Below are 22,180 nucleotides of genomic sequence, written 5' to 3'. Positions count from 1 at the left end.
GGTCGCCTCCGGCCAACGGGGCACGTGTCTCGCTCCGTGGGAGCCGTGTGACCTGAGGCACTGCACTGGCGGTACGGCCTTACGACCGCCGAAATGGGGTGGAAAGCGGCTACCACCGGCTTCCTCCGGTCCGGTGGATGACACCAGATTTTCATCCGAAGCGCGATACCACCAGATCCCAGACGGTATCGGCAAGAGCTTCCTTGGAGCCATGCGGCACGGCGGTCTCGCCGCCCCCGGCATCGAGGACGACCGCCTCGTTCTCCTCGGAGCCGAAGGTCTTGTGCTCCCCGACCTCGTTGACGACGAGCAGATCACAGCCCTTGCGCCGCAGCTTGTGCCGTCCGTTGGAGAGGACGTCGTCCGTCTCCGCCGCGAATCCGACGACGACCTGTCCGGGCGTGGCGCGCTCCGCGGAGACCTCGGCGAGGATGTCCGGATTACGCACCAGTGCGATCGGCGCGGGCTCCTGGCCGTCCCGCTTCTTGATCTTGCCCTGCGCGTAGGCCGCGGGCCGGAAGTCGGCCACCGCTGCCGCCATGACCACCACGTCGGCGTCGGCCGCGGCCTTCAGGACAGCCTCCCGCAGCTGCACCGCCGTGCCCACGTGCACCACATCGGCCCCGGCCGGTGCGGGCAGTCCGGTGTTGGCCTCGATCAGGGTCACCCTGGCGCCGCGGGCGACAGCCGTACGGGCCAGGGCGTACCCCTGTTTGCCCGATGAGCGGTTCCCCAGATAGCGGACCGGGTCGAGCGGTTCACGGGTGCCGCCGGCGCTGACGACGACATGGCGGCCCGCGAGGTCCGGCTCCGCGGTCCCGCGGGTGAGTACCCGGCGGCAGGTCTCGAAGATCTCGCCGGGGTCGGGCAGCCTGCCCTTGCCGGTGTCCACGCCGGTGAGGCGCCCGACAGCCGGCTCGATCACGACGGCGCCGCGGCGGCGCAGTGTCGCCACGTTCTCCTGGGTGGCCGGGTGCTCCCACATCTCGGTGTGCATCGCCGGGGCGAAGACCACCGGGCATCTGGCCGTGAGGAGCGTGTTGGTGAGCAGGTCGTCGGCGAGCCCGTGGGCGGCCTTCGCGAGCAGGTCGGCAGTGGCGGGGGCGACCAGCACCAGATCCGCGCCCTGCCCGATCCGTACGTGCGGGACCTCGTGGACGTCGGACCAGACCTCGGTGGACACCGGGTGCCCGGAGAGCGCCGACCAGGTCGCGGCGCCGACGAAGTGGAGGGCGGAATCGGTCGGCACGACCCGTACGTCATGACCGGACTCGGTCAGCCTGCGCAGCACCTCGCACGCCTTGTACGCGGCGATGCCTCCGCTGACCCCCAGAACGACCTTCGGCTTCTCCGCCACGTCCACGTCTCCCCGGCTTCGCTCCGCATTCGGATTCGTACACCCCCATGCTGCATCACGGGCGGGGCGGCGGTCCGGGGGACCCCGGGAAACACTTCGGGCCCGGCAGCTGTGCTGCCGGGCCCGAAGTGAAAAAACTCAGTGAGAGAAATCACTGTCTGCGTTACTGCGCGGGGCCTTCGATGGCCTCGGAGGTCAGCAGACCCGCGTTGATCTCGCGGAGCGCGATCGAGAGGGGCTTCTCGTGGACGTGAGTGTCCACCAGCGGACCGACGTACTCCAGCAGGCCTTCGCCGAGCTGCGAGTAGTACGCGTTGATCTGGCGCGCGCGCTTGGCGGCGTAGATCACAAGGCTGTACTTGGAGTCGGTTGCCTCAAGGAGCTCATCAATCGGCGGGTTGATGATGCCCTCGGGCGTGGTGATGGAAGAGGACACTCTCTGCCTTCCGATGGAGTGAAAATCAAAGAACCTTGACCAAGGCTAGCAGCTCGCGGGCCACGTCCTCGACGGAGGTATTGACAAGAGTCGTATCGAACTCCGGCTCCGCGGCCAGTTCGATCTTCGCGGCCGCCAGCCTGCGTTCGATGACATCGGGCGCTTCGGTCCCCCGCCCGGTGAGCCGGCGGACCAGCTCGTCCCAGCTGGGCGGTGCCAGGAAGACCAGCTGGGCCTCGGGCATCGAATTCCGTACGAGCCGGGCGCCCTGAAGATCGATCTCCAGGAGCACCGGCTCCCCCGCTTCCAGGCGGTCCAGGACGGCCCGGCGCGGGGTGCCGTAGCGATTGCCCGCGAATTCGGCCCACTCCAGCAGCTCACCGTTGGCGACGAGCTTGTCGAACTCCTCGTCGTCCACGAAGAAGTAGTGGACGCCGTGGCGCTCACCGGGGCGCGGCTTGCGGGTCGTCGCCGACACCGAGAGCCAGACCTCGGGGTGAACCTTGCGCATATGGGCGACGACCGTGCTCTTGCCGACCCCGGAGGGGCCGGAGAGCACGGTCAACCGCGGATTGGGGTCCGGGGGTACGGGGGTCGTCCCCCGGGGTGTTGCAGCCATGCGGCGATTATTCCAGCTTCCCGGGGGTGCCCGGGACGTCAGGCAGCGCCGCCACCGAACTCGCGCTCCAAAGAGGCGATCTGATTGGAGCCGAGACCGCGCACTCGGCGGCTCTCGGAGATGCCGAGCCGCTCCATGATCTGCTTGGCGCGGACCTTGCCCACACCGGGCAGGGACTCAAGGAGGGCGGAGACCTTCATCTTCCCGATGACGCCATTCTCCTGGCCCTGCTTGATGACCTCGTGCAGGGAGGCGCCGGAGTGCTTGAGTCGATTCTTGACCTCGGCCCGCTCCCGGCGAGCCGCGGCGGCCTTTTCGAGCGCGGCTGCGCGCTGTTCAGGGGTAAGGGGCGGAAGAGCCACGCCTACGTCACCTCGGATGTCGAACTGTCGGATACGGACCGGTGAGGAACCTGATCGCCCCACACCTGCGGAGCGACGAGCAAGAGAATTGCACGTCGGCTCTCGACGGAGACTAGCGGCCACGGCCGCTCCAGTCAGCGAGAACAGACGAAAAGTCCTGGTCAGCCTTTGCCTGACGGGATATTTAGGGCATAACACCCCGGTTTTCGGCCCACCGGCGCGGAACTGGCTGATTCTCGCCGCACCGCCCCGGGATCCCGGCCCGGGGTTTCCCCCCCGGCCCGGCCCCGGACCTCGCTGACCGGCCGACGCGCTCTACCCGGCGACCGCCGTACGCACTTCGTCGGCGAACCGGGCGGCCGAATCGCGCAAGGCCGCGATATCGGGCCCGTGGCGCAGGACTCCCCGGCTGACGCTCGGCACCACGTTGCCGACCGCCGAACCGAACACCCGGGGCAGATCCGCGGGCGTCGCGCCCTGGGCGCCGATGCCGGGGGCGAGCAGCGGGCCGTTGATGTCCAGGCGTACCCCCGGGTCGCCGAGCGTCGCACCGACGACAGCGCCCACCGGGCCGAGCGGGTCGGCGCCCTCGTTCTCGGCCGCCATGTGGTCGAGCATCACCCGGGCGAGCGCCCGGCCGTCGGGTGCCGTGGCCCGCTGGACCTCGGCGCCCTCCGGGTTGGAGGTCAGCGCGAGGACGAAGACGCCCGCACCGCTGAGCACCGCCGCGTCCAGGGCCGGCCGCAGCGAGCCGAAGCCGAGGTACGGCGAGAGGGTCACCGCGTCCGAGAAGAGCGGCGAGTCCTGGTCCAGATAGGTCGCGGCATAGGCGCCCATGGTCGAGCCGATGTCGCCGCGCTTCGCGTCCATGAGCACCAGGGCCCCGGCCGAACGTGCCTCGGCGACGGCCTTCTCCAGGACCGCGATGCCGCGCGAGCCGAACCGCTCGAAGAACGCGGACTGCGGCTTGAGCACCGCGACCCGGTCGGCCAGCGCCTCCACGACCGTACGCGTGAAACGTTCCAGGCCGGCGATGTCGTCGCCGAGGCCCCAGGCGGTCAGCAGGGAGGCGTGCGGGTCGATGCCGACGCAGAGCGGCCCGCGGGTGTCCATCGCCCGGCGCAGCCTGCTGCCGAACGGTTCGAGTGGCTGCTGGGGCGTCATCGGGTGACCTTCCGGGTGTCGGCGCCGACGGCTTCGGCGAGAGTGGCGTACGGGCTGTTGCGCAGCCGGGCCGCGAGGCCCTTGTGCACCGCGCGGGCCCAGAACGGGCCCTCGTAGATGAAGGCGCTGTAACCCTGGACCAGCGTGGCCCCCGCCAGGATCCGCTGCCAGGCGTCCTCGGCGGTCTCGATGCCGCCGACCCCGATCAGGGTGAGGTCGCCGCCCACGCGCGCGTACAGACGGCGCAGGACCTCCAGGGAGCGTTCCTTGAGCGGTGCGCCCGAGAGTCCGCCGGTCTCCCCCGTGAGCGCGGGGGCGGACCGCAGGCCGCCGTCGCGGGCGATGGTGGTGTTGGTGGCGATGATGCCGTCCAGGCCCAGTTCGACCGCCAGGTCGGCGACGGCGTCCACGTCCTCGTCGGCCAGGTCGGGGGCGATCTTCACCAGGAGCGGGACCCGCCGCTCCGTGACGGTGCGGTCGGCCGCCTCGCGCACGGCGGTCAGCAGGGGGCGCAGCGCTTCGGTGGCCTGGAGGTTCCGCAGGCCCGGGGTGTTCGGCGACGACACGTTGACGACCAGGTAGTCGGCGTGGCGGGCCAGCCGCTCGGTCGACGTGACGTAGTCGCCGACGGCTTCCTCCTCGGGGACGACCTTGGTCTTGCCGATGTTGACGCCGACGGTGGTCCTGAAGACGGGGTTGCGGGCCGCCAGACGGGCCGCCACGGCGCCGGAGCCCTCGTTGTTGAAGCCCATGCGGTTGATGAGCGCGCGGTCCGCCACCAGGCGGAAGAGCCGCTTCCTGGGGTTGCCGGGCTGCGGCTGCGCGGTGACCGTGCCGATCTCGACGTGGTCGAAGCCGAGCATGGTCATGCCGTCGATGGCGACCGCGTTCTTGTCGAAGCCGGCGGCGAGGCCGAAGGGGCCGTGCATCCGCAGGCCGAAGGCCTCCGTACGCAGCTCCTGGTGGCGGGGGGCGAGCGCGGCGGCCGCGAACGTGCGCAGCACCGGGATCCGCACCGCGGTGCGGATCCAGCGGAAGGCCAGGTGGTGGGCGGCCTCGGGGTCCATCCGCTTGAAGACCAGGTCGAAGAAGAGTTTGTACATCCGGCTTTCCTCATGACGAGCCCCCGGGCGGGAACTCACGAACGGGGGGAGCTCATGAAGAGGGGGACACCGTTCCCGGTGTCCCCCTCGTGGGCCTAGACCTCGCGTGCGGCGGTCAGATGGCGCGCGTGTTCCTGGAGGGAGCGGACGCCGACGTCGCCGCCGTTGAGTGCGTCGATGCCCTGGACGGCCGCGGCGAGCGCCTGGACCGTGGTGAGGCAGGGCACCGAGCGGGCCACGGCCGCGGTGCGGATCTCGTAGCCGTCGAGCCTGCCGCCGGTGCCGTACGGGGTGTTGACGATGAGGTCGACCTCCCCGTCGTGGATGAGCTGGACGATGGTCCGCTCACCGGCCGGGCCCTCGCCCTCGCTGAGCTTGCGGACCACGGTGGCGTTGATGCCGTTGCGGCGCAGCACCTCGGCGGTACCGGAGGTGGCGAGCAGCTCGAAGCCGTGCGCGACCAGCTCACGGGCCGGGAAGATCATCGAGCGCTTGTCCCGGTTGGCGACCGAGATGAACGCGCGGCCCTTGGTGGGCAGCGGCCCGTACGCCCCGGCCTGCGACTTCGCGTATGCGGTGCCGAAGACCGAGTCGATGCCCATGACCTCGCCGGTGGAGCGCATCTCCGGGCCGAGGACGGTGTCGACGCCGCGTCCGTGCATGTCGCGGAAGCGCGACCACGGCATCACGGCCTCCTTGACGGAGATCGGCGCGTCCTGCGGCAGGGTGCCGCCGTCGCCGGCCGCCGGGAGCATGCCCTCGGCGCGCAGCTCGGCGACGGTCGCGCCGAGCGAGATGCGGGCCGCGGCCTTGGCCAGCGGGACCGCGGTGGCCTTCGAGGTGAAGGGCACGGTACGGGAGGCGCGCGGGTTGGCCTCCAGGACGTAGAGGATGTCGCCGGCCAGCGCGAACTGGATGTTGATCAGTCCGCGGACGCCGACGCCCTTGGCGATGGCCTCGGTGGAGATGCGCAGCCGCTTGATGTCGAAGCCGCCGAGGGTGATCGGGGGCAGCGCGCAGGCGGAGTCGCCGGAGTGGATCCCGGCTTCCTCGATGTGCTCCATGACGCCGCCGAGGTAGAGCTCGGTGCCGTCGTAGAGCGCGTCGACGTCGATCTCGATCGCGTCGTCGAGGAAGCGGTCGACCAGCACCGGGCGGGTGGGGCTGATCTCGGTCGACTCCTCGATGTACGAGGAGAGGCGGGTCTCGTCGTACACGATCTCCATGCCGCGGCCGCCGAGCACGTACGAGGGGCGGACCAGGACCGGGTAGCCGATCTCGTCGGCGATGGCCTTGGCCTCGTCGAAGGTGGTGGCGGTGCCGTGCTTGGGCGCGGGCAGTCCGGCCTCGGCGAGGACCCGGCCGAACGCGCCGCGGTCCTCGGCGGCGTGGATCGCCTCGGGGGGTGTGCCGACGACCGGCACGCCGTTGTCCTTGAGCGCCTGTGCCAGGCCCAGCGGGGTCTGGCCGCCCAGCTGGACGATGACACCGGCGACGGGTCCGGCCAGCGTCTCGGCGTGCACGATCTCCAGCACGTCCTCCAGGGTGAGCGGCTCGAAGTAGAGCCGGTCGGAGGTGTCGTAGTCGGTGGAGACCGTCTCCGGGTTGCAGTTGACCATCACCGTCTCGTAGCCCGCGTCGCTGAGCGCGAAGGAGGCGTGGACACAGGAGTAGTCGAACTCGATGCCCTGGCCGATGCGGTTGGGGCCCGAGCCGAGGATGATCACGGCGGGCTTCTCGCGCGGTGCGACTTCGCTCTCCTCATCGTACGAGGAGTAGAAGTACGGGGTCTTCGCGGCGAACTCGGCGGCGCAGGTGTCGACCGTCTTGTAGACCGGGCGCACCCCCAGCGCGTGCCGCACCTCGCGTACGACGTCCTCGCGCAGACCCCGGATCCCGGCGATCTGGGCGTCGGAGAAGCCGTGGCGCTTGGCGTCGGCGAGCAGCTGGGGGTCCAGCTTCTCGGCGGCGGCGAGCTCGTCGGCGTGCTCCAGGATCAGGAACAGCTGGTCGACGAACCACGGGTCGATCTTCGTGGCGTCGAAGACCTCGGCCGGGGTCGCGCCGGCCCGCATGGCCTGCATGACGGTGTTGATCCGGCCGTCGGTGGGGACCTTGGCGGTCTCCAGGAGCTCGGCCTTGTCGCCGGGGTCGCCCACGAAGGTGAACTGCGAGCCCTTCTTCTCCAGCGAGCGCAGCGCCTTGTTGAGCGCCTCGGAGAAGTTGCGGCCGATCGCCATGGCCTCGCCCACCGACTTCATGGTGGTGGTGAGGGTGGCGTCGGCGGCCGGGAACTTCTCGAAGGCGAACCGCGGCACCTTCACGACGACGTAGTCGAGCGTCGGCTCGAAGGAGGCCGGGGTCTTCTCCGTGATGTCGTTGGGGATCTCGTCCAGCGTGTAGCCGACGGCGAGCCGGGCCGCGATCTTCGCGATCGGGAATCCGGTCGCCTTGGATGCCAGCGCGGACGAGCGCGAGACCCGCGGGTTCATCTCGATGACGATGATCCGGCCGTCGTCGGGGTTGACGGCGAACTGGATGTTGCAGCCACCGGTGTCGACGCCCACCTCACGGATGATCGCGATGCCGATGTCGCGCAGCCGCTGGTACTCGCGGTCGGTGAGCGTCATCGCCGGGGCGACGGTGATCGAGTCGCCGGTGTGCACGCCCATCGGGTCGAAGTTCTCGATGGAGCAGACGACCACGACGTTGTCGTGCTTGTCGCGCATCAGCTCCAGCTCGTACTCCTTCCAGCCGAGGATGGACTCCTCCAGGAGCACCTCGGTGGTCGGCGAGAGCATGAGGCCCTGGCCGGCGATCCGGCGCAGCTCCTCCTCGTTGTGCGCGAAGCCGGAACCGGCGCCGCCCATGGTGAAGGAGGGGCGGACGACGACCGGGTAGCCGCCGAGTTCGCCGACGCCGTTGATGACGTCGTCCATCGAGTGGCAGATGACCGAGCGGGCGGACTCACCGTGCCCGATCTTCGCGCGCACGGCCTCCACGACGCCCTTGAAGAGGTCGCGGTCCTCGCCCTTGTTGATCGCCTCGACGTTGGCGCCGATCAGCTCGACGCCGTACTTCTCCAGGACGCCCTTCTCGTGCATCGAGATGGCGGTGTTGAGCGCGGTCTGCCCGCCGAGGGTCGGCAGCAGGGCGTCCGGGCGCTCCTTCGCGATGATCTTCTCGACGAACTCCGGGGTGATCGGCTCGACGTAGGTGGCGTCGGCGATCTCCGGGTCGGTCATGATCGTGGCCGGGTTGGAGTTGACCAGGATGACCCGCAGGCCCTCGGACTTGAGGACCCGGCAGGCCTGGGTACCGGAGTAGTCGAACTCGGCGGCCTGGCCGATGACGATCGGCCCGGACCCGATGACCAGGACGGACTGGATATCGGTGCGCTTAGGCACGCTGGCCCTCCATCAGAGATACGAAGCGATCGAAGAGGTACGCGGCGTCGTGCGGGCCTGCGGCTGCTTCGGGGTGGTACTGGACGCTGAAGGCCGGCTGGTCGAGCAGCTGGAGTCCTTCGACCACGTTGTCGTTGAGACAGACGTGGGAGACCTCGGCGCGGCCGTAGGGCGTGTCGGAGACCTGGTCGAGCGGCGCGTCGACGGCGAAGCCGTGGTTGTGCGCGGTGACCTCGACCTTGCCGGTCGTACGGTCCTGCACGGGCTGGTTGATGCCGCGGTGGCCGTACTTGAGCTTGTAGGTGCCGAAGCCCAGCGAGCGGCCGAGCAGCTGGTTGCCGAAGCAGATGCCGAAGAGCGGGGTCTTCCGCTCCAGGACGGCCTTGATGACGGTCAGGTCGGCGGTGGCGGGGTCGCCGGGGCCGTTGGAGAGGAACACTCCGTCGGGGGCGACCGCGTACACGTCGTCGGCGGTGGCGGTCGCGGGCAGGACGTGCACCTCGATGCCGCGCTCGGCCATCCGGTGCGGGGTCATGCCCTTGATGCCGAGGTCGATGGCGGCGACGGTGAACTTCTTCTCGCCGACGGCCGGGACCACGTACGCCTCGGTGGTGGCGACCTCGGCGGAGAGGTCGGCGCCGCTCATCTCGGGCGCCTGCCGGACCTTGGCGAGGAGCATGCCCTCGTCGGAGACCGCGTTGCCGGAGAAGATGCCGACGCGCATCGCGCCGCGCTCGCGCAGATGCCGGGTGAGGGCCCGGGTGTCGATGCCGCTGATGCCGACAATGCCCTGCTTCACCAGCTCGTCGTCGAGGGAGCGGCGTGAGCGCCAGTTGGACGGGATACGGGCGGGGTCGCGTACGACGTAGCCGGCGACCCAGATCTTCGCGGACTCGTCGTCCTCGTCGTTGACGCCGGTGTTGCCCACGTGCGGGGCGGTCATCACGACGACCTGGCGGTGGTAGGAGGGGTCGGTGAGGGTTTCCTGGTAACCGGTCATCCCGGTGTTGAACACCGCTTCACCGAAGGTCTCCCCGGTGGCCCCGTAGGAGCGGCCATGGAAGAACCGGCCGTCCTCCAGGACGAGTACGGCGGGGGATGCCGCTTTCCTCTCCGGGGCGTTCCCCGGGCTGGAGATCGTCATCGTGCGGTGCCTTCCGTCGTGATCGGGTGGTGCGTGGTGCTGGTGGTGCTGGTGCTGGCGCTGTCAGTGGGAGTGGTGCTGCCCGCCGGGTGGCTCATGGCGTTGACGGCCTCGACCCAGGCGGCCTGTTCCGCTGCCCGGTCGGAGCGGAAACCGGAGTCGATGAGCTTGTCTCCGTGCTGCCAGGTGATGATCAGCAGGCCGCCCTCGGTGAGGACCTTGCCCGCGATGCCCTTGTCGAGCCGGGCCTCGCGGAGCTGCGCCGCCGGGATGAAGAAGTCGCTCGCCCCGGGGCGTACGACGTCCACACCCTCGTCCGTGAGCGTCACCTCGGCCTTGCTACGGGTGCCCAGGCCCTGCGCGACGATCCGGTCGAGCCACTGCCCGGCCGTGGTCGAGCCGTGGTAGCGGCCGCTCATCTCCAGTCTGGCGGGGCCGGGCGCGTCCGGCACTGTGGGCAGCTCGGGCAGGTCGCTCTGGAGCGTCCCGCGCCACTTCCACCCCTCGCGCATCAGCCAGTAGACGAGCGCGACGAAGAGCAGCAGGCCGACGATCCAGCCGATGCGGCCCGACCAGTCGGTGACGTCCGCCGACTTCTGCTCCGCTGCGAGGTGAAGATTGATGAGAGGTGTCACGCCAGCTCCCCGTCCACGACCGTTGCCCTGCCCCGCAGGAAGGTGTGGGTGACGCGTCCCGGCAGCTCACGGCCCTCGTACGGGGTGTTGCGGCTGCGGGAGGCGAAGCCCGCGGGGTCCACCTCACCACGGTAAGCCGCGTCGACCAGCGTGAGGTTCGCGGGCTCACCGGCGGCGATCGGCCGGCCGTGGCCCGCGAGGCGGCCGATGGCAGCGGGGCGGAAGGACATCCGGTCGGCGACGGTCTCCCAGTCGACGAGCCCGGTGTCGACCATCGTCTGCTGGACGACGGAGAGCGCGGTCTCCAGGCCCACCATCCCCATGGCGGCGGCGGCCCACTCGCAGTCCTTGTCCTCGTGCGGGTGCGGGGCGTGGTCGGTGGCGACGCAGTCGATCGTGCCGTCGGCGAGCGCCTCGCGCAGGGCCATCACATCGGCCTCGGTGCGCAGCGGCGGGTTGACCTTGTAGACGGGGTTGTACGTACGGACGAGCTCGTCGGTGAGGAGGAGGTGGTGCGGGGTCACCTCGGCGGTGACGTTCCAGCCCTTGGACTTGGCCCAGCGGACGATCTCCACGGAACCGGCTGTCGACAGGTGGCAGATGTGCACCCGGGAGCCGACGTGGGCGGCGAGCAGCACATCGCGGGCGATGATCGACTCCTCGGCGACGGCGGGCCAGCCGCCGAGCCCCAGTTCGGAGGAGACGGCGCCCTCGTTCATCTGGGCGCCCTCGGTGAGCCGGGGCTCCTGGGCGTGCTGGGCCACGACGCCGTCGAAGGCCTTCACGTACTCCAGGGCGCGGCGCATGATCACGGCGTCGTCCACGCACTTGCCGTCGTCGGAGAAGACGCGGACCGCCGCGGCGGAGTCGTGCATCGCACCGAGTTCGGCGAGCTGCTTGCCGGCCAGGCCGACGGTGACGGCGCCGATGGGCTGCACGTCGCAGTAGCCGGACTCCTTGCCCAGGCGCCAGACCTGCTCCACCACGCCGGCGGTGTCAGCGACGGGGAAGGTGTTCGCCATGGCGTGGACGGCGGTGAAGCCGCCGGCGGCGGCGGCCTTGGTACCGGTCAGCACGGTCTCGGAGTCCTCACGGCCCGGCTCACGCAGATGGGTGTGCAGGTCGACCAGGCCGGGCAGCAGGATCCGGCCGTCCGCCTCGATGACATCGGCGCCGTCGGCGGAGAGGCCGGAGCCCACCGCTGCGACGGTCTCGCCGTCGATCAGGACGTCCTGCGGCAGGCCGCCGAGCACCTTCGCACCACGGATCAGGGTCTTGCTCATGATTACTTGCTCTCCTCGGTACGGGAAGTCGTGGCGGGCTCTGAGCCGCCCAGCAGCAGATAGAGGACGGCCATCCGGATCGAGACGCCGTTGGCGACCTGCTCCACGGCGGTGCAGCGGTCCGAGTCGGCGACGTCGGCGGTGATCTCCATCCCGCGGTTCATCGGTCCGGGGTGCATGACGATGGAGTCGCCGGGCATCCGCGCCATGCGGTCGCCGTCCAGGCCGTAGCGGCGTGAGTACTCGCGTTCGGTGGGGAAGAAGGCCGCGTTCATCCGCTCGCGCTGCACGCGCAGCATCATGACGGCGTCGGAGTCGGGGAGCACCCGGTCGAGGTCGTACGAGACCTCACAGGGCCAGTGCTCGACGCCGATCGGCACCAGGGTGGGCGGCGCGACCAGCGTCACCCGGGCGCCGAGGGTGTGCAGCAGATGGACGTTGGACCGGGCGACCCTGCTGTGCAGCACGTCACCGACGATGGTGATGCGGCGGCCTTCGAGGTCGCGGCCTATGCCGGTGTCGGCCCCGACCAGCCTGCGGCGCATGGTGAACGCGTCGAGGAGCGCCTGGGTGGGGTGCTCGTGAGTGCCGTCGCCGGCGTTGACGACCGCGCCGTCGATCCAGCCCGATGTGGCGAGCCGGTACGGGGCCCCGGACGAGCCGTGCCGGATGACGACGGCGTCGGCGCCCATCGCCTCCAGGGTCAGCGCGGTGTCCTTGAGGGACTCGCCCTTGGAGACCGACGAGCCCTTCGCGGAGAAGTTGATGACGTCGGCGGAGAGACGCTTGGCGGCGGCCTCGAAGGAGATACGGGTCCGGGTCGAGTCCTCGAAGAAGAGGTTGACGACGGTCCGGCCGCGCAGGGTCGGAAGCTTCTTGACCGGCCGGTCGGCGACCCGGGCCATCTCCTCGGCGGTGTCGAGGATCAGGACGGCGTCGTCGCGGGTGAGATCGGCGGCCGAGATGAGGTGGCGCTTCATCTGGGTGTTCTCCATGTTTTCGCGGGGAGGGCGCGCAGGATTCGGACATGTGGCAGGCGGGCGGGCACAGCTCTGCGGCCCGGGTCGCGGGCCGTACGGGATGAGGAGCTAACGGCCGCCGGCCGGGGCGGTCCGCTCGGTACCGAGCAGGACCGTGTCGCGGCCGTCCTCCTCGGCGAGCTGGACCTTGACCGTCTCCCGCAGCGACGTGGGGAGGTTCTTGCCGACGTAGTCCGCGCGGATCGGGAGTTCACGGTGGCCGCGGTCGACGAGGACGGCGAGCTGCACGGCGCGCGGGCGGCCGATGTCGCCCAGGGCGTCCAGCGCGGCACGGATCGTACGGCCGGAGAAGAGCACGTCGTCGACGAGGACCACCAGGCGTCCGTCGACGCCGTCCGCGGGGATGTCCGTACGGGCCAGCGCGCGGGCGGGCCGCATCCGCAGGTCGTCGCGGTACATGGTGATGTCCAGGGAGCCGACCGGGATCGTGCGGCCGGTGATCTCTTCGAGCTTGGCCGCGAGCCTGCGGGCCAGGAACACACCGCGGGTCGGAATGCCGAGGAGCACGACGTCTTCGGCGCCCTTGGCGCGTTCGACGATCTCGTGAGCGATACGGGTCAGTACCCGAGCGATGTCCGGGGCCTCCAGAACGGGGCGCGCGCCGGAACCACCGCTGTCGGCGGAGCCACTGCCCGAGCCGGCACTGTTCGATTCGGCACTGGCTGAACCCGCACTGGCTGAACTTGTATTGGCTGAACTTGCACTGCTGGTGTCCATATGAAACGGACCTCCTTCTCCGCCTCACGGGACGGACCTTAAAGGACGCCGGAATTACAACAGCCACCGTACCAGGGGCGCACCGGGCGTTCCCGCCCAGGTCCGGGGGCGGTCCGGACCATTCGGCTTGACGCATCCAAGTAACGCTGCGTAACCTCACAGTGAGTTACCAGCCGCGCGGCGGAGCCGCAGTGCATCTCAGCGTCCGGGGAGCCATATGTCCAGCGAATACGCAAAACAGCTCGGAGCCAAGCTCCGTGCCATCCGCACCCAGCAGGGCCTTTCCCTCCACGGTGTCGAGGAGAAGTCCCAGGGCCGGTGGAAGGCCGTAGTGGTCGGTTCGTACGAGCGTGGCGACCGCGCCGTGACCGTCCAGCGCCTCGCCGAGCTGGCGGACTTCTACGGGGTTCCGGTGCAGGAACTGCTGCCGGGCACGACGCCGGGCGGAGCGGCCGAGCCGCCGCCGAAGCTCGTCCTGGACCTGGAGCGCCTCGCCCACGTCCCGCCGGAGAAGGCCGGGCCGCTCCAGCGTTACGCGGCCACGATCCAGAGCCAGCGCGGCGACTACAACGGCAAGGTGCTGTCGATCCGCCAGGACGACCTGCGCACACTCGCCGTCATCTACGACCAGTCCCCCTCGGTGCTCACCGAGCAGCTGATCAGCTGGGGCGTGCTGGACGCGGACGCACGTCGCGCGGTCGCGCACGACGAGGGCTGAGCCTCTCGCGGATCGTTCAACAGAAGAAACGTCTCGTCCGAAGGGCGGCCCCGCATATGCCGGTGGCCGCCTTTCGGCTCTCCGGCTCCCGTGGCGGTCGGCCCGTCATCAGCCCCCGCCGCCGGTCCCCGCCGTCAGTGCCCTGCCGTCAGTCCCCCGTGGGCCGGTAGAGCCGGCCGACGAGTTCGGGCAGCAGCCGTTCGGCGAGCTTCGGCGGGAGCGCCTGGAGCACCGCGAGGACGGGCGCCATCCGCTCGGGCAGCTCCCCCTGCTTCCCCACTCCGGCGAAGTCGACCGCGAGCGCCGCCTCCTCGGGGGTGAGGGTCTCCGGGTCGAGTGCCGTGGCAGCCGTGAGCAGCGCGGGACCGGCCTCGGCCGGCCCGGTGAGCGCGGCCGCGGCGACCGCGCAGGTCAGCGCGGTGAGAAGCTTCCGTACGGTCTCCTCCCCCGCCATCGCCGCCGTCACGGTGAGATGCAGATTGGCCGGTGAGCCCGCGAAGGCGGGCTGCGGCTGTACGTACCAGCCCAGCCCGCGCATCTCGTCCGCCACCACGAACGGGTCGATGCCCGGCCCGTCGGCGGCGATCGCGAGCAGCGAGGAGTCCGGGCTGCCGAGCACCCGGAGCCCGTCGATGTCGCCGATGCCCGCCACGAGCGCCGTCACCGCCCCGTGGACGCGCAGCGACAGCGCCGTGTACCCGTCGGTACCGATCCGCTCCAGCACCGCCCAGGCGGCAGCCAGCGGCCCGGCCGCTTTGGTGCCCTGGAGGGTGGCGTTGACCACCGGGTAACCGGGCCACGAGGCATGCGCGAACCAGCCGTGCCTGCGGAGTTCGGCGTCCCTGAACAGCAGGACCGACGCGCCCTTGGCCGTGTAGCCGTACTTGTGCAGGTCGACCGAGAGTGAGGTGACCCCGGGCACGGCGAGGTCGAACGGCGGCAGCGCCGGTGCGTCGGCGCCGAGCCGCAGATGACCCAGGTACCAGCCGCCGATGCATGCGTCGACATGGCAGAGCACGCCGTGCCGGGCCGCCTCGGCGGCGGCTTCCGCGACCGGGTCGATCACCCCGTGCGCATACGAGGGCGCGGAGACCACCACAAGCGCGGTGCGGTCGGTGATTGCGGCCGCGAGGTCGGTGGCGCGCACCCGGTAGGTCAGCGGGTCCACCGGGACCACCACGGTCCTGAGCCCGAAGAGCGCGGCGGCTTTGTGGAAGGCCGCGTGCGCGGTCTCGGGCAGCACCAGTTCGGGTTCGGTGACGCCACGGGTGCGCAGCGCGTGTTCGCGCGCGGTGAGGACGGCGAGCAGACAGCTCTCCGTACCGCCGCTGGTGAAGGTGCCCGCGGTGTCCGGACCGCCGCCGAGCAGCCGGGCGGTGCGCGCCACGATGTCGTTCTCCAGGGAGACCACACTGGGGAAGGCCGTCATGTCGAGGCCGTTGACGCCCGCGAAAGCGGCGGCCGCCGCGTTGGCCAGCTCCTCGATGCCCGGCAGGCCCGAGTCGTAGACGTACGCCATGGTGTGTCCGCCCCTGACGGGCAGATCGGCCGCGCGCAGGGCGCCGAGCCTGTCGAGGATGCGCCGGTCGGCGGGCGCGTACGAACCGGTCCCTGCGGGGCCTGGCTCGCTGGTCAATTCACCGGGGTCAGCCATGCGCGCAACCTAGGCCACGGCCCGCGGAACGCACCAGGCCCGGAGCAGAAGATTGTTCATCTTCCGCTCCGGGCCTGGATGAGCAGGTTCCGTGACCGGGCCTAGTCGCGGCGCAGGCTCGGCTTGAGGTCCTTGAACCGGCCGAGCAGACCGTTGATGAAGGCCGGCGACTCGTCGGTGGAGAACTCCTTGGCGAGCTGCACCGCCTCGTCCATCACGACGGCGTCCGGCGTTCCGTCGACCCACACCAGCTCATGGGCGCTGAGCCTGATGATGTTGCGGTCGACGACCGGCATCCGGTCGAGGGTCCAGCCCACCGCGTAGGTGGCGATGAGGTCGTCGATACGGTCCGCGTGCTCCGCGTACCCCTCGACGAGCTCCATCGTGTACTCACTGACCGGTGGCTGCCGGTCGTCGGTCCGGGCGTGACGGATCCAGTCCGCGAGGACCGTCTGCACGGACGCCCCGCGCTGATCGGCCTCGAAGAGGATCTGGAAGGCGCGCTTGCGCGCCGTGTTCCGGGCAGCCACGGTTAGCTGTTCACCCGGCCGAGATAATCACCGGTTCGCGTGTCGACCTTGATCTTCTCGCCGGTCGTGATGAACAGCGGGACACCGATCTCGTAATCGGTCTCCAGGGTGGCGGGCTTGGTGCCACCGGTGGAACGGTCGCCCTGGACACCCGGGTCGGTGTGCTTGACCGTCAGCTCGACCGCGGCCGGGAGCTCGACGTAGAGCACCTCGCCCTCGTACTGGGCGACCGAGGCGGTGAAGCCCTCGATGAGGAAGTTGGCCGCGTCGCCGACCGACTTGCGGTCGACCATCAGCTGGTCGTAGGTGGTCATGTCCATGAACACGAAGTACTCGCCGTCCATGTACGAGAACTGCATGTCACGGCGGTCGATGGTGGCCGTCTCGACCTTCACACCGGCGTTGAACGTCTTGTCGACGACCTTGCCGGAAAGCACGTTCTTGAGCTTGGTGCGCACAAAAGCCGGGCCCTTGCCGGGCTTGACGTGCTGGAACTCGACGACGGACCAGAGCTGGCCCCCGTCGAGCTTGAGCACCAGGCCGTTCTTGAGGTCGTTCGTGGAAGCCACGGTTGAGGTTCTCCTGGACTGCAGCGTGTGTGGGACCGCGGGTGCGCGCCACTAGAGGGCGAGCAGCTCCTTGGTCGTAATGGTGAGTAGCTCGGGTCCGCCGTCCGCCTCAGGGCGTACGACGAGCGTGTCATCGATCCGGACTCCGCCCCGGCCAGGGAGGTGGACCCCCGGTTCGACAGTGACCGGCACGCAAGCGTCCAGTTTACCCATGGCCGCAGGTGCCAGCTGCGGGTCCTCGTCGATTTCGAGCCCGACACCGTGTCCGGTCGAAGGACCGAGGGTCTCGCCGTGGCCCGCGGCCTCCAGTACATGGCGGGCCGCGAGGTCCACGTCCCGGCACGCCGCACCGGGCACAAGTGCCTCCCGACCTGCCCGTTGTGCGGCGAAGACCAGGTCGTACAGCTCGATCTGCCAGTCCGCCGGCGCGGTCCCGATGACGAATGTCCGGCCGATCTCACATCGGTATCCGCGGTACACCGCCCCGAGCCGGACGGAGAGCAGATCGCCCTCCTCGACCCGGCGGTCGGACGGGCGGTGGCCGCTCAGTCCGGCGTTGGGCCCGGTGGCCACCGAGGTCGGCAGGGACGGCCCGGCGGCTCCGTGGTCGACCAGACGGCGCTCCAGCTCCAGGGCGAGATGACGCTCGGTGCGCCCGACGAGGATCGATTCGAGCAGCTCCCCCAGCGCCTGGTCGGTGATCTCCCCGGCGGTGCGCAGACAGCGGATCTCGTCCTCGTCCTTGATGATCCGCTGCTGCTCGACGGCGCGGGCGAGGTCGGCGAGACGCAGCCGCGGCGCCACCGAGTGCAGGGCCCGGTGCCGGGCGACGGTCAGATGGTGCTCCTCCACCGCCAGCGTCACGGCGCCCACCGAGCTGAGCCGGCCGGCGGCGGCCACGGCCGGGTCGCCGCCCGGCGCCGGGAGCACCGTGAGCCGCAGGTGCTCGTCGGGACGGCCGTCCTGGGGATCGCCGGGGGGCCCGGCAGGGCAGAGGAGCTCGTCGCCTTCGGGGCCGAGCAGCAGAATCGCACCCGCCGGGGCCGCACCGGCGAGATACCGGACGTTGGCCGGCCGGGAGACCAGGGCGGCGCCGCTGCCCGCTGCCAGGCACCGGTCACGCAGCCTTGCCCGGCGGACCGCAAACACCTCTGCCATGGTCCCGAGCCTAGGAGCGGCAGCGGCACTCGGCTGTTTCAGCGCGTCCGACCGGGGAGCTTCACCAGGTCGGAGGGGAGGCGATGGAGCGGGCGAGTACGTCGTCGAGCACCTGGGCGGTGGTGGCCACGTCGTACCCCGAATTGTCGATGATCGGCAGCCCCGAGCCGTACCAGCCGGCCATCCGTCCGTGGATCCGGGCGACTTCCTCGTCGCTGAGGCGCCGGTTGCCGCTGCGGGCCGCGTTGCGCTCCAGGACGACCTCCAGGCCCGGCAGCAGCACCACGGGCAGCAGACCGGGGCCCACATGGCGCTTCCAGCCGCCGAGACCGACGACCGGGCGGTCGGGGAAGACCGCGTCGTCGAGGATGCAGGAGATGCCGTTGGCCAGGAAGTTGCGCGCGGCGAAGCCGCAGGTGCGGCGGGCCAGGCGGTACTGGGCCTCGGAGTGGTCGTTCCAGCCGCTCTGGGGGTCGGCGAAGCCCGAGCAGACCCACTCGCGTACGTCGTCGAGGCTGATGTGCGACGTGGGCATCCGGCGGCTCCGCGCCCAGTGCCGGGCGACGGTGGTCTTGCCCGCGCCCGCCGGCCCTATGAGGAGCACGGCGAGCGTGGTGTTGCCGGTGTCGGCCGGGGAGCTGGCGACGGGCGGCGCCGGCAGCGGGACCGGGCCGCCGGGCGGCAGCTGGATGTGGCCGGTCGTCTCCATGGACGGCGGCGCGGGCGGCAGGTGGGGCGGCGGCGCGGGCGGGGCCACCGGCTGTGGGGGAGCCGGCTGGTTGGGAGCCGGCTGGTTGGGAGCCGGCTGGTTGGGGGCCACCCAGCCCGGGGGCCGGCCGGGGTGCTGGGCGCTCTGGCCCCAGCCCGCGGCGCCCGGAGGGGGCGGCGGCGGAGCTCCCACAGGGTGCTGCATCCGGTGCCACTCCGTCTCGCTCAGCCGACTGTCTGCCGTACCGAACGGTACCCTCCCCGGCCGGCCCGGTGTGAACGGCCGGGGAGGACCACCGGGCAGCCTCAGCCGGGGAGTTCCCCGGCCAGCGCCCGCAGGGCGAGGCGGTAGGAGCCGATCCCGAAGCCCGCGACGGTGCCGCTGGCGACCGCGGCGATTACGGAGTTGTGACGGAACTCCTCGCGGGCGTACGGATTCGAGATGTGCACCTCGATGAGCGGGGCGGTGCGCTGGGCCGCCGCGTCCCGCATCGCGTACGAGTAGTGCGTGAACGCACCGGGGTTGATCACGACGGGGAGCGCGCCGTCGGCCGCCTCGTGCAGCCAGCGGATCATCTCGCCCTCGTCGTTGGTCTCCCGCACCTCGACGTCGAGACCGAGCTCCTTGCCCAGCAGGGTGCAGGCTTCGACGAGTCCCGCGTACGACGTCGCTCCGTAGACATCGGGCTCGCGGGAGCCCAGACGGCCCAGGTTGGGGCCGTTGAGCACGAGGACGCGGGCGCTCACGCGGAGACCTCCCCGAACGCGGCGAGCAGGACGGCCGGGTCCGGGCCCTCCAGGACCGTCGGCTTGGCGAGTCCGTCGAGGACGATGAAGCGCAGGACGTTGCCCCGGGACTTCTTGTCGACCTTCATCGTCTCCAGCAGCTTGGGCCACTGGTCGCCCCGGTAGGTCAGCGGCAGCCCGACGGAGGCGAGTACGGCGCTGTGCCGGTCCGCGGTCGCGTCGTCGAGGCGGCCCGCGAGGCGGCCCAGTTCGGCGGCGAACACCATGCCGACCGAGACGGCCGCGCCGTGCCGCCACTTGTAGCGCTCGTTCTTCTCGATGGCGTGGGCGAGCGTGTGGCCGTAGTTGAGGATCTCCCGCAGGCCCGACTCCCTGAGGTCGTTCGACACGACCTCGGCCTTGACCCGGATGGACCGCTCGATCAGCTCGGCGGTGTGCGGTCCGGCGGGCGTACGGGCCCCCTCCGGGTCGGACTCCACGAGGTCGAGGATGGCCGGGTCGGCGATGAAGCCGGCCTTGATGATCTCGGCCATCCCGGATACGTAGTCGTTGACCGGGAGCGAGTCCAGCGCCGCGAGGTCGCAGAGCACCCCGGCGGGCGGGTGGAAGGCGCCCACCAGGTTCTTGCCCTCGGCGGTGTTGATGCCGGTCTTGCCACCGACGGCCGCGTCCACCATGCCGAGCACGGTGGTGGGGACGGCGATCCACCTCACCCCGCGCAGCCAGGTCGCCGCGACGAACCCGGCCACGTCGGTGGTCGCGCCGCCGCCGACACCGACGATGACGTCGGTGCGGGTGAAACCGCTCTGGCCCAGTGCCTTCCAGCAGTAGGCGGCGACCTCGACGGTCTTGGCCTCCTCCGCGTTGGGCAGCTGGACCGCGATGGCCTCGTACCCCTGGTCGGCGAGGTCCTGGCGGACCGCCTCGCCGGTCTCGGCCAGCGCCTCGGGGTGCAGTACGGCGACACGCCTGGTCTGCTCGCCGATCAGCGCGGGCAGCTCGCCCAGCAGCTGACGGCCGACCAGCACCTCGTACGGATCGTGGCCGTCCGTGCCGCCGACCTGGATACGGATGGGGGCGTCCTGCGTCATACGGTCTTCTCCTGGCCGGGGGGCGGGGTGGTGTCCCCTGCGGGGAGCCGGAGCTCCAGGGCGTCGAGGACCGCCTCGGCGACCTCTTCGGGGATCCGGCCGTCGGTGGCGACGACGGCACGGGCGACTTCGGTGTAGAGGGGCCGCCGCGCGTCCATCAGCTCACGCCACTGGCGGCGCGGGTTGACGGCGAGCAGCGGGCGCGCGGTGTTGAGCCCGACCCGCTTGACCGCCTCGTCGACGTCCATCGAGAGGTAGACGACAGGGCGGCCGGCGAGGAGCTCGCGGGTGGCCGGGTCGAGGATCGCGCCGCCGCCGAGCGACAGTACGCCGGTGTGCCCGGCCACCGCCTCGCGCACCGCGGCACGTTCCAGGGCGCGGAAGTGGTCCTCGCCGTCGTCGACGAAGATGTCCGCGATGGTGCGGCCCTCGGCCGCCACGATGTCGGCGTCGGTGTCGCGGTAGCCCACTCCGAGCCGCTCCGCGAGCAGTTCGCCGACAGTGGACTTGCCGACGCCCATCGGGCCGACGAGGACGACCAGCGGCCCGGTCATCGGATCTGCAGGTTGTCGAGGAACGACCGGACGTTCCTGCGGGTCTCGCCGACGCTGTCGCCGCCGAACTTCTCCGCGACCGCGTCCGCCAGGACCAGCGCGACCATGGCCTCGGCGACGATCCCGGCGGCGGGCACCGCGCAGACGTCCGAGCGCTGGTGGTGCGCGGCGGCGACCTCGCCGGTGGCCACGTCGATGGTGGCGAGTGCGCGGGGCACGGTCGCGATCGGCTTCATCGCGGCCCGGACACGCAGCAGTTCACCGGTGGACATACCGCCCTCGGTGCCACCGGAGCGGCCCGATGTGCGGCGTACGCCCTCCGCGGTCGGCACGATCTCGTCGTGGGCCTTGGATCCCGGCACCCGGGCCAGGTCGAAGCCGTCGCCGACCTCGACGCCCTTGATCGCCTGGATGCCCATGAGGGCGGCGGCGAGCCTGGCGTCGAGCCTGCGGTCCCAGTGCACATGCGAACCGAGGCCGACGGGTACGCCGTAGGCGAGCACCTCGACCACACCGCCGAGGGTGTCACCGTCCTTGTGGGCCTGGTCGATCTCGGCGACCATCGCCTTCGACGCGTCCGCGTCCAGGCAGCGCACCGGGTCCTCGTCCAGCCGCGCCTCGTCGGCGGGGACCGGGACGACGCCGTACGGGGCCTTCGCCCCGGCCAGCTCCACGACGTGCGAGACGAGCTCGATGCCCGTCGTCTCCTTCAGGTAGGAGCGGGCCACCGTGCCGAGTGCGACGCGGGCCGCCGTCTCACGGGCGCTGGCGCGCTCCAGGATCGGCCGGGCCTCGTCCAGCGCGTACTTCTGCATCCCCGCGAGGTCCGCGTGGCCGGGGCGGGGGCGGGTCAGCGGGGCGTTGCGGGCCAGCTGGGCCAGCTCGTCGGGGTCGACCGGGTCGGCCGACATGACCTTCTCCCACTTGGGCCACTCGGTGTTGCCGACCATGACGGCCACCGGGCCGCCCATGGTCAGCCCGTGCCGGACCCCGCCGAGGAAGGTGACCTCGTCCTTCTCGAACTTCATCCGGGCGCCGCGGCCGTATCCGAGCCGCCGCCGGGCGAGCGCGTCCGCCACCATGTCCGTGGTGACCGGGACGCCGGCGGGAAGCCCCTCCAGCGTCGCCACCAGTGCGGGTCCGTGCGACTCCCCCGCGGTCAGCCAACGCAACCTGCTCAACGG

At 70.9% G+C, this 22,180-nt stretch carries 22 protein-coding genes; 1 reads left to right on the top strand and 21 read right to left on the bottom strand.

From position 1 onward, the window contains the following. Window positions 1–151: 151 nt before the first annotated feature. The 12 genes from coaBC to pyrR all read right to left on the bottom strand — a co-directional run bounded on the left by coaBC (window position 152) and on the right by pyrR (window position 13,267). The gene (coaBC, locus tag OG210_RS27735; RefSeq protein WP_371539185.1) at window positions 152–1,363 is read right to left on the bottom strand and encodes a bifunctional phosphopantothenoylcysteine decarboxylase/phosphopantothenate--cysteine ligase CoaBC; all 1,212 of its coding nucleotides are present in this window, start codon (window positions 1,361–1,363) and stop codon (window positions 152–154) included. 157 nt (window positions 1,364–1,520) lie between these two features. After that, a complete protein-coding gene (gene rpoZ, locus OG210_RS27730; RefSeq protein WP_003970369.1) occupies window positions 1,521–1,793 on the bottom strand; it encodes a DNA-directed RNA polymerase subunit omega in 273 nt (90 codons plus the stop codon). Between the two features lie 25 nt (window positions 1,794–1,818). After that, complete coding sequence (gene gmk, locus OG210_RS27725) at window positions 1,819–2,412, bottom strand: guanylate kinase (RefSeq protein ID WP_328324660.1); 594 nt, start codon at window positions 2,410–2,412, stop codon at window positions 1,819–1,821. Between the two features lie 38 nt (window positions 2,413–2,450). Next, window positions 2,451–2,774, bottom strand: a complete 324-nt coding sequence (locus OG210_RS27720) for an integration host factor (protein ID WP_266858973.1) — start codon at window positions 2,772–2,774, stop codon at window positions 2,451–2,453. Between the two features lie 315 nt (window positions 2,775–3,089). Further along, entirely contained in the window at window positions 3,090–3,938 is an 849-nt protein-coding gene (gene pyrF / locus OG210_RS27715) for an orotidine-5'-phosphate decarboxylase (protein WP_328324662.1), read from the bottom strand. Next, window positions 3,935–5,041 (bottom strand): quinone-dependent dihydroorotate dehydrogenase, encoded by a 1,107-nt coding sequence (locus OG210_RS27710; RefSeq protein ID WP_371539175.1) that lies wholly within the window; start codon window positions 5,039–5,041, stop codon window positions 3,935–3,937. Before OG210_RS27710 ends, pyrF begins: the two co-directional genes overlap by 4 nt. Before the next feature lie 95 nt (window positions 5,042–5,136). Continuing rightward, entirely contained in the window at window positions 5,137–8,448 is a 3,312-nt protein-coding gene (gene carB, locus OG210_RS27705) for a carbamoyl-phosphate synthase large subunit (RefSeq protein WP_328324666.1), read from the bottom strand. Continuing rightward, on the bottom strand, window positions 8,441–9,592 hold the full coding sequence (gene carA, locus OG210_RS27700) for a glutamine-hydrolyzing carbamoyl-phosphate synthase small subunit (RefSeq protein ID WP_328324668.1): 1,152 nt from the start codon (window positions 9,590–9,592) through the stop codon (window positions 8,441–8,443). Before carA ends, carB begins: the two co-directional genes overlap by 8 nt. Then, window positions 9,589–10,227 (bottom strand): hypothetical protein, encoded by a 639-nt coding sequence (locus OG210_RS27695; RefSeq protein WP_371539172.1) that lies wholly within the window; start codon window positions 10,225–10,227, stop codon window positions 9,589–9,591. Before OG210_RS27695 ends, carA begins: the two co-directional genes overlap by 4 nt. Further along, window positions 10,224–11,510 (bottom strand): dihydroorotase, encoded by a 1,287-nt coding sequence (locus OG210_RS27690; protein WP_371539169.1) that lies wholly within the window; start codon window positions 11,508–11,510, stop codon window positions 10,224–10,226. Before OG210_RS27690 ends, OG210_RS27695 begins: the two co-directional genes overlap by 4 nt. Before the next feature lie 2 nt (window positions 11,511–11,512). Beyond that, window positions 11,513–12,490, bottom strand: a complete 978-nt coding sequence (locus OG210_RS27685; protein WP_328324673.1) for an aspartate carbamoyltransferase catalytic subunit — start codon at window positions 12,488–12,490, stop codon at window positions 11,513–11,515. A gap of 108 nt (window positions 12,491–12,598) precedes the next feature. Next, window positions 12,599–13,267: a bifunctional pyr operon transcriptional regulator/uracil phosphoribosyltransferase PyrR gene (gene pyrR, locus OG210_RS27680; RefSeq protein ID WP_328324675.1), complete on the bottom strand. Its 669-nt coding sequence runs from the start codon at window positions 13,265–13,267 to the stop codon at window positions 12,599–12,601. Window positions 13,268–13,484: 217 nt separating this feature from the next. Here pyrR and bldD point away from each other — a divergent pair, with 217 nt between their 5' ends. Further along, complete coding sequence (gene bldD, locus OG210_RS27675) at window positions 13,485–13,985, top strand: transcriptional regulator BldD (RefSeq protein WP_014157378.1); 501 nt, start codon at window positions 13,485–13,487, stop codon at window positions 13,983–13,985. Window positions 13,986–14,133: 148 nt separating this feature from the next. Here the strand turns inward: bldD and OG210_RS27670 are convergent, their stop codons facing one another. The 9 genes from OG210_RS27670 to aroC form a co-directional block, all read right to left on the bottom strand. Then, on the bottom strand, window positions 14,134–15,639 hold the full coding sequence (locus OG210_RS27670) for an aspartate aminotransferase family protein (RefSeq protein WP_371539161.1): 1,506 nt from the start codon (window positions 15,637–15,639) through the stop codon (window positions 14,134–14,136). Between the two features lie 101 nt (window positions 15,640–15,740). After that, window positions 15,741–16,169 carry a transcription antitermination factor NusB gene (gene nusB / locus OG210_RS27665; RefSeq protein WP_266858958.1) on the bottom strand — a complete coding sequence of 143 codons (429 nt, stop codon included), beginning with the start codon at window positions 16,167–16,169 and terminating at the stop codon, window positions 15,741–15,743. A 2-nt stretch (window positions 16,170–16,171) separates the two neighbouring features. After that, complete coding sequence (gene efp, locus OG210_RS27660; RefSeq protein ID WP_328324679.1) at window positions 16,172–16,738, bottom strand: elongation factor P; 567 nt, start codon at window positions 16,736–16,738, stop codon at window positions 16,172–16,174. A gap of 51 nt (window positions 16,739–16,789) precedes the next feature. Then, window positions 16,790–17,896: an aminopeptidase P family protein gene (locus OG210_RS27655; protein ID WP_328324681.1), complete on the bottom strand. Its 1,107-nt coding sequence runs from the start codon at window positions 17,894–17,896 to the stop codon at window positions 16,790–16,792. 61 nt (window positions 17,897–17,957) lie between these two features. After that, window positions 17,958–18,809, bottom strand: coding sequence for a Pro-rich N-terminal domain-containing protein (locus tag OG210_RS27650; RefSeq protein ID WP_371539157.1), 852 nt, complete (start codon window positions 18,807–18,809; stop codon window positions 17,958–17,960). Between the two features lie 101 nt (window positions 18,810–18,910). Next, entirely contained in the window at window positions 18,911–19,351 is a 441-nt protein-coding gene (gene aroQ, locus OG210_RS27645; protein ID WP_328324685.1) for a type II 3-dehydroquinate dehydratase, read from the bottom strand. Next, the gene (gene aroB / locus OG210_RS27640) at window positions 19,348–20,442 is read right to left on the bottom strand and encodes a 3-dehydroquinate synthase (protein WP_328324687.1); all 1,095 of its coding nucleotides are present in this window, start codon (window positions 20,440–20,442) and stop codon (window positions 19,348–19,350) included. Before aroB ends, aroQ begins: the two co-directional genes overlap by 4 nt. Then, window positions 20,439–20,996, bottom strand: coding sequence for a shikimate kinase (locus tag OG210_RS27635; RefSeq protein WP_328324689.1), 558 nt, complete (start codon window positions 20,994–20,996; stop codon window positions 20,439–20,441). The genes aroB and OG210_RS27635 overlap by 4 nt, the downstream gene beginning before the upstream one ends. Next, window positions 20,993–22,177: a chorismate synthase gene (gene aroC, locus OG210_RS27630; protein WP_328324690.1), complete on the bottom strand. Its 1,185-nt coding sequence runs from the start codon at window positions 22,175–22,177 to the stop codon at window positions 20,993–20,995. The genes OG210_RS27635 and aroC overlap by 4 nt, the downstream gene beginning before the upstream one ends. Between the last annotated feature and the right edge of the window lie 3 nt (window positions 22,178–22,180).

The organism is Streptomyces sp. NBC_00466, assembly GCF_041433995.1.
In the GTDB taxonomy this organism is placed as follows: Bacteria; Actinomycetota; Actinomycetes; order Streptomycetales; family Streptomycetaceae; genus Streptomyces.
Note: the sequence above shows the minus strand (reverse complement) of the source record. Positions and strands in the feature narration are given on the sequence as shown.

Coding starts and splice junctions, on each gene's coding strand:
- OG210_RS27655 (WP_328324681.1), bottom strand. CDS start 17,896: ATGGCAGAGGTGTTTGCGGTCCGCCGGGCAAGGCTGCGTGACCGGTGC.
- OG210_RS27685 (WP_328324673.1), bottom strand. CDS start 12,490: ATGAAGCGCCACCTCATCTCGGCCGCCGATCTCACCCGCGACGACGCC.
- pyrR (WP_328324675.1), bottom strand. CDS start 13,267: ATGGACACCAGCAGTGCAAGTTCAGCCAATACAAGTTCAGCCAGTGCG.
- carA (WP_328324668.1), bottom strand. CDS start 9,592: ATGACGATCTCCAGCCCGGGGAACGCCCCGGAGAGGAAAGCGGCATCC.
- OG210_RS27635 (WP_328324689.1), bottom strand. CDS start 20,996: ATGACCGGGCCGCTGGTCGTCCTCGTCGGCCCGATGGGCGTCGGCAAG.
- pyrF (WP_328324662.1), bottom strand. CDS start 3,938: ATGACGCCCCAGCAGCCACTCGAACCGTTCGGCAGCAGGCTGCGCCGG.
- gmk (WP_328324660.1), bottom strand. CDS start 2,412: ATGGCTGCAACACCCCGGGGGACGACCCCCGTACCCCCGGACCCCAAT.
- bldD (WP_014157378.1), top strand. CDS start 13,485: ATGTCCAGCGAATACGCAAAACAGCTCGGAGCCAAGCTCCGTGCCATC.
- OG210_RS27690 (WP_371539169.1), bottom strand. CDS start 11,510: ATGAGCAAGACCCTGATCCGTGGTGCGAAGGTGCTCGGCGGCCTGCCG.
- OG210_RS27650 (WP_371539157.1), bottom strand. CDS start 18,809: ATGCAGCACCCTGTGGGAGCTCCGCCGCCGCCCCCTCCGGGCGCCGCG.
- OG210_RS27670 (WP_371539161.1), bottom strand. CDS start 15,639: ATGGCTGACCCCGGTGAATTGACCAGCGAGCCAGGCCCCGCAGGGACC.
- aroB (WP_328324687.1), bottom strand. CDS start 20,442: ATGACGCAGGACGCCCCCATCCGTATCCAGGTCGGCGGCACGGACGGC.
- OG210_RS27710 (WP_371539175.1), bottom strand. CDS start 5,041: ATGTACAAACTCTTCTTCGACCTGGTCTTCAAGCGGATGGACCCCGAG.